Genomic DNA, 12675 nt, shown 5'->3' with positions numbered 1-12675 from the left:
AGGTCCCGTTCCTTATGCACTCATATCCACCGGACGAGTGTTGCCACCCACCAAAACCCCTTAACTTCGCGGCCTTGGGAAAAGCACCCCTGAGCGCCAGCCGACCCAACCGGCTGGGCGTGAGCGGGGTCAGGTGGTGCGGAGGCGGGTGATTTCGGAGCGGGCGTGGTCGACTCGCTGGGTGTTGTGGCCGCCGGCCTGGGCGATCTCCTCGGCGAGGTCGTTGGCGGCGGCGAGGAGGTGTTTGGCCCGTTGCCGTCCGTGGTGGCCGGACTGGGCTCTGCGGTAGCGGCGGCGGGTTCGCCAGCCACCAGCGGCGGCCGTGACCTCGGCCTCGGTCAGCAGCCCGGTCTCGGTCTCCGGCGCCAGGATGGCGCGCAGCCAGGCCTGCTCCTGGGGTACGGCCAGGCGGAACGCGAGCCACAACAGCAGCAGGTCGGCCCCCGGCAGGACGATGATCCACAGCAGTAGGACCCCGAAGTTTCCGGCCAGCTGCCAGCCGAGGGCGCTCATGTTGTCCCACAGGCCGTGTGCCGCCATCGCGCCCAGCATCAGCAACACTCCGCGGAGCCGGTGGCTGCGCTCGCCGCGGCCGAGCAGCCACATGATGCCGGAGCAGAAGACCGCGCTGAACAGGACGTGGCCGAACAGTCCGGACGTGCTGCGGGCCAGCACGATGGACCAGACCGAGCCGGCCTGGTCGGCGCCGAAGTTGCCGGCGGTGCTGTTGTAGGCGTACAGAATGTCCTCGGAGATCTGGAATCCCAGCCCGGTGTAGGCACCGATGATCAAACCGTCGAAGGGGCTGCGGACCAGCCGGGGCGCGAGCCCGATCATCAGGATGAGCGCGAGTCCCTTGGCGATCTCCTCGTTGATCGAGGCGGTCAGACCGGCGCCCCAGTCGCTGACCCACGCCTGGCCGAACGCCTTGCCGTAGAGCGACAGCAACGCGCCGTTGGCCGGCAGCGCGATCCAGAACGTGGCGGCGGCCGCGCCCCAGGCGAACGCGGCGAGCAGCAGGTTGCCGGGCAGGCGGGTGTAGCGGTTGTGGTACGCCAGCAGGATCAGCCACGGCACGGTGTAGATGCCGAACGCGACGACGCCGAGGCGCAGGCCGGTGCCGTAGGAGCTGATGCCGGGACCGTAGTAGCGGAACATCTCGTAGATGCCGCCGAGGACTCCGACGGCGAACACCCAGAAGCACAGGTTGCGTACCTGCACCAGCCGGAAGCGGATGCCCCAGCCGGACGCGTCGAGGGCGGCGGCGCGGGAGGTCACGGCGGTGTCGACTGTGGTGGTCACGACTGCTCCTGAAGGCTCACGCTGCGCAGCATCGCGTCGATCTCGGCGGAGTGGGCGGCGAGCTGGTTGCCGGTGCCGATGACGTTGACGACCAGGCCCCGGCCGTCGGTGAAGGTGTAGGCGGCCAGGATCCCGTCGCCGGAGGTGCTGGTGTAGTCCTCGACCGCGCCGGTGATGCCGCCGGTCGCCGTCACCGATCCGCGGTTGCCGGTGACAGCGAACTGCGGCTGCTGGCCGGACTTGCTGTCGTTGCTGATCACCTGGTCCAGCAGGGCTTCGGCGTCGCCGCTGAAGGGTGCGACCCGCATCTGCGCGCCGACGCCCTTCTGCACGACCGACGCGGTGGGCGAACCGGCACCGGGCTGCACCGTGTTCTCGCCGACCAGGATGCCGTCGGTCAGCTGCCACCCGACCGGCGGCGTGACGGTGAGGCCACCGTCCAGGTTGATCCGATCGCCCGGCTTGATCACGTCGTTGCCGGGGACCGCCTGATCGATCAGCGGGAGGAGCCCGCGCAGTGCGATCGCGAGGAACAGGACGACGAAGCCGGGGAGCAGGGTACGCCGGTCGAGTCCCAGCCACCGCCGCTCCACAGGTATCCAGGTGCTGACCATGACTCACCCTGGCACGCCGGGGCCGATCGCCGGAAGGCACAAAGTGTTACCCGGGGCCACCGGCTCGTCGCCGGTGGCCCCGCTCACCTGGTTCAGGCCGGAACCATCGACCACTGTTGTTCGGTCAGGTTCTGGTCGGGCCACTGGATGACCTGGGCGCCGTCGGCCGCCGAACCGCCCGTGACGGTCAGCAGCTTGCCGCTGTGCCGGGCGCGAACCTCGTAGTAGGCGCCGACCGGCTCGACCGTGTACGCCTGATCGAACCCGCCGTTCTCCACCCACTGCACAGCCCGTACCCCGTCGGCAGTACCGGTCTGCCAGATCGACACCGCCCGCCCGCTGTTCCGGTTGAGCAGCGTCCGATAGCCACCGCCGATGTCGGCGACGTGCCAGTGCTGGTTGTGACCGCCGTTGTCACCCCACTGCACCAGGTTCGTACCGTCGGCCAGCCCCGCACCGCTCGTGTCGAGAACCTTCCCGCTCCTGCGGTTGACCAGCTTGTAGTACGCCCCCGCCGAGCGCCCGAAGTCCAGATCCGCGTGCCGGATGGTGGTGAGTCCGGTCACGATCAGCACCCGCCCGGTCCGCGGCACGTACGTCAGGTTCCGGCTGTATCCCGCCTCCACAGTGGTGAGCTGCCGGGTCCACGCGCCCGTACTGCTGCCGCTCGGGTTGACCCACACATCGCCGCTGCCGTTCGAGTTGTAGATCAGCCGCCCGTCCGGCAGGCGGATGACAACGGGACTTCCCCCCGGCGCGACCGCGGGCGACCCCGACGTGACCGGCAGAGCGGTGATGTTGGTTCCGGCAGCGCCGCCGACCGAGTGGAAGTCGAGCGGGTTCGACGAGACTTTGTAGTGCACGTTGTCGCCGCCACCGAAGTACTCGTACGTCAGCAGCCACCGGCCGTCGCTGGTCGGCACGACGTTGGGCATGCCCGGGCGCCCGCCGCCGATCTGGTTGACCCCACCGGCGTTCTGGGTGAGCCCGGCGACGTCCAGCACGGGTGCGCTCCACGAGCTGGACGTGCTGCCGTTCCAGGTCCGGTGGGCGAGGATCTGCCCGTGCGAGTCGCCGGCCGTCCCGTTGTCGGCCCGCTGCGTCAGAACGCCGGTGGACGTGTTGTAGCCGGTGTAGTCGTTCTCGTCGGAGTAGTAGGCGACAAGCTGATTGCCGTACACCATCAGGTAGGGCTCCCACACCGGGTCGACCTGCCGATAGGTGTTGGCATTCGCGATCCGCTGGCCGACGGCGCCCGCGCTGCCACCCTGCCAGCCGCCGGTCGTGACGATGTTGAGGAAGTTCCAGGAGGCACCCTGGTTCGTGCTGGAGTAGAGGGCGATCGCCATGTCGCGGCGGTCACCGTCGTTCGTCGGCGTCCAGCTCGGATTCGCCGCCTTCTGCTCGGTGAAATAGACGTCCTCGCCGCTGACCACGCTGGACAGCAGCAGCGTGCCGGCGGTCAGGCTGCCGACGTTCTGCGGAAGGACGTAGAGGTACGGGTTGGTCCAGCTGCTCGTGTACTTCGCGTGAGCGGGGTTGCTGGACGCGAACGCGGGCGCCGGGACGTCGGACAGCCACTGCCACGTCTTGCCGTCGTCGTCACTGCGGTGGACCGGGATGACCTGGCGGACCGCGCTGCCGGTCGGGCCGACCGTCGCCTTCTCGAACGCGACCACCAGCCGGCCGCTCGGCAGGGCGGCTGCTTTCGGATAGACCACGCAGTTGCCGAAGCCCTTGGTGCACTGCGCGTTGCCGGGGAGCTGGTAGAGCGTTTGCGGTGTCGGGCTCGCGGCTCGGGCGGGTAGCGCCGCCCAGGCCACGGCGAGCAGCAGGGCGATCGGTACCGCAGCCGCTCTTCTCAGGTGAACCTTCATGACTGTTCCTTTCCGCCGGGCCGCGAGGACGGTGCGGCCGGGGCTTGCTGCTCGACGAGGACGCGGACGTCCCACGCGGCGAGTTCAAGGTCGGTGCCGGCCGCGAGTGGCTTGCCGGTGAGCACGTCACGGCAGTCGACCGGCACGCTCAAGGCGGCGGGCGTCCAGGACCAGTTGTGCACGAAACGCAGCCGACTTCCGTCGGCAGCGGTGGCTCCGGTCGAGGTCACGGTCGCGGGAAGGTCGCTCCATGCAGGGGTACGCCCGAAGCCCGCCCACCGCAGGACAGCTTCCGCCAGTTCCGGGTTCGGCACGGTGCCGACGTAGGTGATCCGTCCCCGGCCGGTCACCCGGGTCGTGATGGCCGGCCAGCGGCCGAGGTGCGGGTGCTCGTACCGGGCGAGAACCGTCGCACCGTCCACGGTGAGCCCGTCGACCCAGCGGGTCGCCGCACAACCGTCCGGAATCGGCAGCGCACCGGGGTCGGCCGAGGTCACCTCGACCGGGGTGTGGATGGTGCTGAACTCGTCGTACCAGGCGCCGGCGGCCTCGGCGAGACGGGCCGGCATGCGGTCGGTACGAGCACGTGCCTCCTGGTCGGCGTAACCCGTACGCGGCCCGAGGATCAGGTGGCCGCCGGCCGCCGCGTAGTCGCGCAGCCAGTCCAGCGTCTCGTCGTCGGTCAGGTACAGGCCGGCCGCGATCAGCACCGGGAACTGCCGGACGGCCTCGGCGATCTCCGGGAGCCGGGTCGCGTGCACCACCCGTACCTGAAGCCCGGCGTCGAAGGCCCCGCGGTAGAACGGTTCGACCAGCCCCTGATAGGCGCGCTCGTCCGGGGTCCCGTCGGGATGGGACAGAGCTGGGTACTTCTGCATGATCCAGCGGGTGGGCACGGAGAAGAGCAGGGCGACGTCGGCGTCCGGCGTCAGCCCGGCGACAAGCTCACCGGCCTGCTGGAACTCGCCGCCGAGCCGGGCCAGCTCGGCATAGGTGCGGCCCGGCTCGCCGCTGTGCGGGAGGATGCCGCCCCAGTAGGTCTCGGTGCCGAAGTGCAGCGTGTGCCAGTGCCAGTAGCCGATCATGCGGGCGCCGCGGGCGACCAGCGCCCAGGCGGCCTGGCGCCACTGGCCGTCGTAGGCGGGCCGGCTGTCCCAGGAGAAGCCGATGTGCGAGGCGTTCGTCTCGGTGATCAGGAACGGGGCCTGCTTGGACGAGTACATCCGGTCGGCGCTCAGGTAAAGCGCCCAGGTGCCGTCGGTGGTCCAGGTCTGCGCCGGCGTACGCCGGTCCGGCAGGGCGAGCCCGTCCTGCATGACGTAGTAGGCGTTGGCGGCGGTGATGTCGAGGGCTTCGGAGAGCCGGTCGTCGTCCAGGGCGGGCCGGTCGTACGCCAGGCAGGTGGTCACGAACTGCGCCCCGGTCGCGTACTCCCGGACGATGCCGGCCTGCCAGGTGATGAACTCCTCGGTCTGCCGGGCCTGGAATCCGCGCCAGGCGAGCTCGTACTGAGGCTGGGCGTTGCCGTCGGGACGCCACAGGTCGGCCCAGGTGGACAGGCGGTGCGACCAGTAGACCAGACCCCACTCCCGGTTGAGGTTCTCGACCGTCCCGTACTCGTGGCGCAGGTGGTCGGTGAAGCGCTGGAAGATCCCGTGGTTGTGCAGCAGTTCGAGGCCGGGCTCGTTGTCGACCTGGAAGCCGATGACCGCGGGGTGCCCCGCGTACCGGCCGGCGATGCGGCGGATGATCCGCTCGGCGTGGTACCGGAACGCGGGGTGGGTGAAGTCCACCTCCTGCCGGGCGCCCCACGGGATCGGCCTGCCGGAAGCCCGCTCCCCGGCGATCTCCGGGTAGAGCCGGGCCAGCCACGGCGGCACGGCGTAGGTCGGTGTGCCGAGGATGACCGCGATCCCCCGCTGGTGGGCGCCGTCGAGGACCGGTGACAGCCAGTCGAGGTCGAACCGGCCCTCCTCCGGCTCCCAGGTCGACCACACCGACTCACCGACGCGGATGACCGTGAAACCGGCCTCGGCCATCAGATCCAGGTCACGCTCGAGGCGGTCGGTGGGCTGGTACTCGTGGTAGTAGGCCGCCCCGAAGAGGACGTGGTTCGGCAGCTCAGGCATACGAACTCCAGTCATTCCTTGACAGCGCCCGCGGACAGGCCGGACTGCCAGTACCGCTGCAGCAGGAGGAAGGCGGCGATCAGCGGGATGATCGACAGCAGGGAGCCGGTCACCACCGAGGCCAGCAGCTCGGCGTTCGAGCCGTTGCCGCCGACGGCCTGCGCCGACCAGGAACTGAGGCCGACGGTGATCGGGTAGTAGCTCGGATCGTTGAGCATGATCAGCGGCAGGAAGTAGTTGTTCCACGTCGCCACCAGCGTGAACAGCAGCACCGTGACGAACCCGGGCACGAGGCTGCGCAGCGTCACCCTGAAGAAGATCGCCAGTTCGCCGGCGCCGTCGATGCGGGCCGCCTCCAGGACGCTGTCGGAGATCGCGTCCCGGGCGTAGACCCACATCAGGAACAGGCCGAACGGGCTGACCAGCGACGGCAGGATGATCGCCCACGGCGTGTTGACCAGGGCAACCTTGCTGAACAGCAGGTAGGTGGGTATGGCCAGGGCGGTGGTCGGCACCATGATGGTGCCCAGGATCAGGCCGAGCAGCGGTCCGCGGCCGCGGAAGGTGTAACGGGCGAAGCCGTAACCGGCGAAGGTGGCGAGTGAGGCCGCTCCGACGGAGCTGACGACCGCGTAGACGAGGGTGTTCGCCATCCACCGGGCGTACTCGCCGTGGTTGTGGGTGAGGGTGGCGCGGATGTTGCCGAGCAGGGAGAAGTCGTTGCCGAGCCACAGTCCGAAGGTGGAGAACAGGTCGCCGGTGTTCTTGGTGGCGGCGATGACGAGCCAGAAGAGCGGGAACAGGAAGTACACGAGCAGCGCCGACATGCCGAGGGTGAGCAGGTTGCTCCGGCGGGTGGTCACCGGCGGGGCCTCCGATTGGTCAGGAACAGCACCGCGTACGAGACGACCAGGATCACGAACCCGAGGAGGAACGAGACGGCTGCCGCGTAGTTCACCTGCTGGGAGGTGAAGGCGAGGCTGTAGGCGTACAGGTTCGGGGTGTAGGACGAGTTGATCACCGTCGGGGCGAGCCGCTGGATGAGGTTGGGCTCGGCGAACAGCTGGAAGCTGCCGATCACCGAGAAGATGAGGCAGAGCAGCAGCGCCGGGCGCAGCGCGGGGATCTTGATGTGCCAGGCGGTCCGCCAGGGGCCGGCGCCGTCGACCGCCGCGGCCTCGTAGCGCTCGGCGGGGATCGTGCGCAGGGCGGCGTACAGAATGATCATGTTGTATCCGGCGAACTCCCACGTGACGACGTTGCCGAGGGACGCGAGCATCCAGCCGTCGCTGAGCAGCCGCGGTGCCGTGAAGCCGATGCGCTCGCCCAGCTGGGTGAACGGGCCGAAATCGGGACCGTAGAGGTAGCTCCACATCAGGGCGGCCACCACGCTCGGCACGGCGTAGGGCAGGAAGACGCCGAGCCGGAACACGTTCGCCAGCCGCAGCAGGCCGCTGTCTACGGCCAGGGCGACACCCAGCGCGACCAGCAGCATGATCGGGACCTGGATCAGGAAGAACAGGGCGACCCGCAGCACGCCGTCGAGCAGTTGCTCGTCCTGCAGCGCGCGCACGTAGTTGTCCAGCCCGACGAACACGGTGCCGCCGACCAGTTGGTCCTTGAAGAGGCTGAGGTATCCGGCGTACCCGAGAGGAAGCAGGAACAGCAGCACGAAGCAGACGAGAAACGGGGTGATGAAGAGATAGGCGCGGTTGCCGGCCTGCGGCCGGCGCGCCGTCCTTGTGGTCATGGCAGAGCTCACATCTTTGGGCGGGGTGGGATCGGTGGCGGGCTTCCGGCACGCCGGGCGCGCGGAAACCCGCCGGTTCAGCCGGCGCTGACGGTGAAGCCCTGATCCTTCGCGTACGCGGTGAGCCGCGACTGCCACACGTCGGTGGCCGCGGCGACATCGCCGGAGTCGGTGAGCGCCTTGCCGGCCGTCTCGGTCCAGTCCTTCGTCGCCTGGTCGAGGAACGGCGGCCACTGCCAGCCGACGTCGACGGTGCCGCTGATCCCGGCGAAGAGCTTGTTGACCTCCTGGCCGCCGAAGAACTCGGACTTGAGGCCGGTGAACGACGGGTCCGCCAGCAGGCCCTTGGTCGCCGGGAAGAAGTTCTGGACGGTGCTGAACATCGTCGTGGTCTCGGTATCGGTGTTCAGGAACTCGGCGAACTTCGCCGCGGCGATCGGGTTCTTCGTACCGGTGATGACCGCGGTCGTGGACCCGCCCCAGTTCCCGGAGACCGGTTTGGCGGCGTCCCACTGCGGCAGCGGCGCCGCGCGCCACTTGCCTGCCGTCGACTTCGCGCTGCCGCTGAGGAAGACCGGGCCCCACGCCGCGGTCAGCCAGGTGGCGTACTTGCCGCTGTTGAAGCCCTGGAACCAGTTGTCGGTGAAGTCCGGATCGGTGGAGACCACACCCTCCGCGGCCAGCCCGCCCCAGTAACTCGCCACCTTCTTGGAGGCGGAATCGTTGACGGCGAGCCCGAGCGTGGTGCCGTCGACCGTGTAGGCCTTGGAGCCGGCCTGCCACATCAGCCCGTGCCAGCCGGCGGTCTCGTTGGCCGCCATGTTGGTCAGGTGGACCAACGGATCGGCCGCGTGCAGCTTGCGGGCGGCGGCGGCGAAGTCGTCCCAGGTCTGCGGCACGTCGATGCCGTGCTTCTCGAAGAGGTCGGCGCGGTAGAGCATGCCCATCGGGCCGGTGTCCTGCGGGTAGGCGAGGATCTCGCCGTTCGGGCCGGTCACCTGGCTCCAGGTCCAGTCGACGAACTTCGACTGGTTCGCCGCGGCGCCGTACGGCCGCAGGTCGACGAGGCTCTTGGTGATCGAGAAGGTCGGAATGTACTGGTACTCGATCTGGGCGACGTCCGGCGCTCCGGTTCCGGCCTTCAGCGCGGTGCGCAGCTTCGTGTAGGCGTCGAGGCCCTGCCCGGCGTTGACGACGTCGACCTTGATGGCCGGGTACTTCTTCTCGAAGAGGGCCACCTCCTTGTCGATGTCCGGGACCCAGGTCCAGAACGTGAGCGTGGTCGGTGTCGTCATGGCCTTGTCGATGCCGGCCTGGCTGACCGGCTCGGCCGGGGCCGCGGCGGGACCGGGTGACGAGCCCGAGCAGGCGGCCAGAGTGACGGCCGCGACGGCGGCTGCGGTCACTGCCAGCAACCTGCGGCGGTTAAGATGCTGAATGGAAGTCGGCATGGGAGATAGCTCCTCCGTGCTGGTCGACGAGCGTTTTCGCGCACGTCGAGACGACTCCCGGCGCAGCTGGCAGGCTGGGTGCCGGGAGCGGGGTGGCTTCTACGTCGGCCGCATCCGTCGCTGGGTGTGGCCGACTTTTTTCGTCAGGCCCGCGTGTCCCCCTTCTCTGTTGCGGGCGGATGGGCTGTCGAGTCGCGGATCACCAGGTTGTGCACGTGCTTGGGCGGCGGTGCTGGTGGGCTGTCCGGCTGGTTGAGGTAGTCGACCAGGTAGTTCAGGCCCACCGAGGCGAGCTCGGCGTTGTCGGAACTGACAGTGGTCAGCGGTGGCCAGACGTGGGCGGCCACCGGGATGTCGTCGAAGCCCACGACGCTGACCTCGCCCGGCACCGGCCGGCCCGCCTCGTGCAGGGCGTGGATGGCCCCGATCGCCATCTCGTCGTTGGCCGCGAAGATCGCTGTGACGCCCGGGTCGCGGGCGAGGACCTTGCCGATTTCGTACCCGCGGGCGGCCGTCCAGTCACCCTCGGCGGCCTCCGGCACGTCGGCGCCCGCGGCGACGAGCGTGTGACGCCAGTTCTCCAGCCGCTCCCGGGCGGCCCACCAGCGCTGCGGCCCGGCGATGTGGTGGACGGTGCGGTGGCCGAGGTCCAGAAGGTGCCTGGTCGCGGCGGCTGCGGCGTCACCGCCCTCGGCCGCCCGCACGGACAGCACGGTCGGCGCGTGCACCACCGGCGCCGCGCCCAGCGTCAGCACCGGCACGTCCACCACGAGCGGCTCCTCACCGTCGTCGACCGGCTCGGAGAGGATGATCGCGTCGACACCCTGGGCGAGCAGGTTGTCGACCGCCTCCGCCAGCCCGGACGGGTCGTCCTCGAAGGAGTTGGCGATGCTCAGCGCGTAGTTGATGCTGCGGGCGGCCCGCTCGAGCGCCACCAGCAGCGACGACGGCCCGAAGTGCGAGGTGCCGAGCGCGACGACGCCGAGCCGGTAGGTGCGGCCGGTGAGCAGGGCCCGGGCCGCTCCGTTGGGCCGGTATCCGAGCTGCTGCGCGGCGGCGAGCACCCGTTCGCGGGTGTCGGTGGTGACGTTCGGCTCGTTGTTGAAGACGCGCGAGACGGTCTTCTGCGAGACACCGGCCAGGCGCGCGACGTCGTTGCCGCCGGGACGCCGGTCCCGGCCGTGGCGCTTCAACCCCGTGTCTCCCACCGGTTCTCCGATCATCGTGGTGACTACGTAGTCACAATGTCTACGTAGTCACCGCCGAAGTCAAGAGTTTCTGCCACCCCTCAAGTGCGTGGCTCGCGTACCGATGTGGCTCGGTGCCCCCCGAACCCGGCAGAAAGGGACGACGGATCAGTGACTGACAAACACGTCTGGCCCATCACCGAACTGTCCGCGCAGATCGGCGCGCGCCCCGCGGGCGCCCGCCTGGCCCGGATCGAATCCTCCATGCAGTACGCGCACGGCAGGTTCCGCAACATCATGCCGACCGCGACCGCCAACCTCGCCGCGATGCCCCGGGTCGCCTTCGCCTCGATGACCGGGCGCGAGGATCGCCGCCCGCACCAGCCGGTCCCCCTGCTCGGCCCAGCGGACGGCGACGCCGCCGGTCTGCACGTGACCTGGTACGGCCACTCCTCGGTGCTGGTCGAGCTCGACGGCCACCGGGTACTGCTTGATCCGGTGTGGAGCCGCCGGGCCTCCCCCAGCCGCCTGACCGGCCCCAAGCGGCTGCACGAACCGCCGATCACCCTGCGCGAAATGCCCCCGATCGACGCCGTCGTGATCTCCCACGACCACTACGACCACCTCGACATGGCGACCGTCCAGGAACTCTCCGCACTCCAGGACGTCCGGTTCGTGGTTCCGCTCGGCATCGGCGCGCACCTGCAGCACTGGGGTGTACCGGCCGGCCGGATCACCGAGCTCGACTGGCACGAGAGCACCCGCGCCGGCGAGCTGGAGCTGACCGCCACCCCGGCACGGCACTTCTCGGGCCGCGGACTGCACCGCGACGAGACCCTCTGGGCCAGCTGGGTGATCAAGGGCCCGGCGCACCGGGCGTTCTACTCCGGCGACACCGGCTACTTCCCCGGCTTCAGCGACGTCGGGACCGCGCACGGTCCGTTCGACGTCTCGCTGGTTCAGGTCGGCGCGTACGACGAAGCCTGGCCGGACATCCACATGCTCCCCGAGGACGGGGTGCGTGCCCACCTCGACGTCCGCGGCGGGCTGCTGATCCCGGTGCACTGGGCGACGTTCGACCTGGCGCTGCACTCCTGGGCGGACCCCGCCGACCGCACCTGGCGGGCGGCGAAGGACCATGACGTACGGCTGGCGATCCCGCGGCCGGGCGAGCGCGTGAACGTGGACGAGCCACCCGCTGTCGACCCGTGGTGGCAGCTGGTCGCGTGACTCCGCTGCGTGACTGCGCCGAGTCGTCCCGCGGGTCTCCGCCGAGACCTGTCGCACCCGCCGTCTAAGCTTCGGTCCTCGTGGAGATCACCAAGAAACGCACCGCCGTGGCCGTGGCCGCGTCCCTGCTGTTTTTGACCGGCTGCGGGCCCGCCGAGACGACGTCGGCCGAAGTGGCCGCGCCCGCGTCGTCGGCGAGCACGTCGGTGTCGGCCGACGAGTGCACGGCCGCGGTCGAGCCGTACCGGGCGCTGTTCAAGGAAATCCTGAGCAGCGCGATCAACAGCGGGGCCAAGGACGATTTCGCGGGGGCACGAAAGGCTTTGACCGACTACGCGGCGAAGGCCCGCGAACAGGCCGCCAAGGCCACCGACCCGGCGCTGGGCGCCGCCCTGGAACGCCAGGCCGGGTCCGCCGAGAAGATGTCCAAGGCCGCCGACCCGACCGCCCTCGACGACCCCGAGTGGGACGCCGCTGCCGCCGACCTCGAGAAGGTCTGCGCCGAGGCCCTCACCCCGACCGCCGCCCCCGGCACGCCCACCACCCGGGTGGGCCCGGCCGGCAGCGCCTGCGAACTGCCGATCTCATTCGACCTGGTCGCCCTCTGGAAGCCGTCCGCCGTCGACCTGGCCAAGCAGGGTGAACTCGCCGAGCTCTACCGCATCGGCCCGTTCGAGGTGGTGTGCGAGATCGACGCGAAACCGGCCGGTGAGGTCGGCTTCCTGCGGGTCCACCTCGCACCGGGCCTGAAGGGCACCCCGCGCAGCCACCTGGAGAAGTTCGTCGAGTCGGAAAGCCCGGAGGCGCGCAAGAACGGCAACTCCGAGCTGAAGAAGGCGGAGTACAAGGAGGTGACCATCGGCGGGGAAGCGGCTGCCGAGGTCACCTACGAGGTTTACAACAAGGTGCTGGAGCACGAGAGCAAATACTCGGCTTTCGCCCTGAACACCGCGAAGGGCGCCGTGGTGGTCAAGCTGGCGCCGTTCGGTGCGGACGAGTACGCCAACGTGCTCCCGGCGTACGAGCTGGCCAAGTCGAGCCTGGCCGTCAACTGAGCGCGTGCGGCCGGGCCCTCTCCCCGGGGCCCGGCCGCTGCGCTGTCTTGGCCGCTCGGCTGTCTTGGCCGCTCGGCTGT

The 12675-nt window shown here is 69.7% G+C and carries 10 protein-coding genes; 2 read left to right on the top strand and 8 right to left on the bottom strand.

The window, feature by feature from the left end; translation table 11 throughout:
* Nucleotides 1-129: 129 nt before the first annotated feature.
* The 8 genes from ACFQV6_RS39530 to ACFQV6_RS39495 all read right to left on the bottom strand — a co-directional run bounded on the left by ACFQV6_RS39530 (nt 130) and on the right by ACFQV6_RS39495 (nt 10331).
* Nucleotides 130-1302, bottom strand: coding sequence for a PrsW family intramembrane metalloprotease (locus tag ACFQV6_RS39530; protein WP_378032845.1), 1173 nt, complete (start codon nt 1300-1302; stop codon nt 130-132).
* Nucleotides 1299-1916 (bottom strand): hypothetical protein, encoded by a 618-nt coding sequence (locus ACFQV6_RS39525; protein ID WP_378032844.1) that lies wholly within the window; start codon nt 1914-1916, stop codon nt 1299-1301. Before ACFQV6_RS39525 ends, ACFQV6_RS39530 begins: the two co-directional genes overlap by 4 nt.
* A 92-nt stretch (nt 1917-2008) precedes the next feature.
* Complete coding sequence (locus tag ACFQV6_RS39520; RefSeq protein ID WP_378032843.1) at nt 2009-3793, bottom strand: RICIN domain-containing protein; 1785 nt, start codon at nt 3791-3793, stop codon at nt 2009-2011.
* Entirely contained in the window at nt 3790-5922 is a 2133-nt protein-coding gene (locus ACFQV6_RS39515) for a beta-galactosidase (RefSeq protein ID WP_378032842.1), read from the bottom strand. Before ACFQV6_RS39515 ends, ACFQV6_RS39520 begins: the two co-directional genes overlap by 4 nt.
* An 11-nt stretch (nt 5923-5933) precedes the next feature.
* Nucleotides 5934-6785, bottom strand: coding sequence for a carbohydrate ABC transporter permease (locus ACFQV6_RS39510; protein ID WP_378032841.1), 852 nt, complete (start codon nt 6783-6785; stop codon nt 5934-5936).
* Nucleotides 6782-7672, bottom strand: coding sequence for a carbohydrate ABC transporter permease (locus ACFQV6_RS39505; protein ID WP_378032840.1), 891 nt, complete (start codon nt 7670-7672; stop codon nt 6782-6784). Before ACFQV6_RS39505 ends, ACFQV6_RS39510 begins: the two co-directional genes overlap by 4 nt.
* Before the next feature lie 77 nt (nt 7673-7749).
* Complete coding sequence (locus ACFQV6_RS39500; RefSeq protein ID WP_378032839.1) at nt 7750-9078, bottom strand: ABC transporter substrate-binding protein; 1329 nt, start codon at nt 9076-9078, stop codon at nt 7750-7752.
* Between the two features lie 188 nt (nt 9079-9266).
* A complete protein-coding gene (locus ACFQV6_RS39495) occupies nt 9267-10331 on the bottom strand; it encodes a LacI family DNA-binding transcriptional regulator (RefSeq protein ID WP_378032838.1) in 1065 nt (354 codons plus the stop codon).
* Nucleotides 10332-10481: 150 nt separating this feature from the next.
* Between ACFQV6_RS39495 and ACFQV6_RS39490 the strand changes: the two genes are divergently transcribed.
* Together ACFQV6_RS39490 and ACFQV6_RS39485 are read left to right on the top strand one after the other, a co-directional pair.
* Nucleotides 10482-11540 carry an MBL fold metallo-hydrolase gene (locus ACFQV6_RS39490; RefSeq protein ID WP_378032837.1) on the top strand — a complete coding sequence of 353 codons (1059 nt, stop codon included), beginning with the start codon at nt 10482-10484 and terminating at the stop codon, nt 11538-11540.
* A gap of 80 nt (nt 11541-11620) precedes the next feature.
* Nucleotides 11621-12595: a lipoprotein gene (locus tag ACFQV6_RS39485; RefSeq protein ID WP_378032836.1), complete on the top strand. Its 975-nt coding sequence runs from the start codon at nt 11621-11623 to the stop codon at nt 12593-12595.
* Nucleotides 12596-12675: the final 80 nt, after the last annotated feature.

It is taken from the genome of Actinoplanes sp. GCM10030250 (assembly GCF_042666575.1).
In the GTDB taxonomy this organism is placed as follows: Bacteria; Actinomycetota; Actinomycetes; order Mycobacteriales; family Micromonosporaceae; genus Actinoplanes.
Note: the sequence above shows the minus strand (reverse complement) of the source record. Positions and strands in the feature narration are given on the sequence as shown.

Bases quoted from the DNA above. Each gene is read 5' to 3' on its own strand.
- ACFQV6_RS39525 (WP_378032844.1), bottom strand. From the start codon at position 1,916: ATGGTCAGCACCTGGATACCTGTGGAGCGGCGGTGGCTGGGACTCGAC.
- ACFQV6_RS39520 (WP_378032843.1), bottom strand. From the start codon at position 3,793: ATGAAGGTTCACCTGAGAAGAGCGGCTGCGGTACCGATCGCCCTGCTG.
- ACFQV6_RS39515 (WP_378032842.1), bottom strand. From the start codon at position 5,922: ATGCCTGAGCTGCCGAACCACGTCCTCTTCGGGGCGGCCTACTACCAC.
- ACFQV6_RS39505 (WP_378032840.1), bottom strand. From the start codon at position 7,672: ATGACCACAAGGACGGCGCGCCGGCCGCAGGCCGGCAACCGCGCCTAT.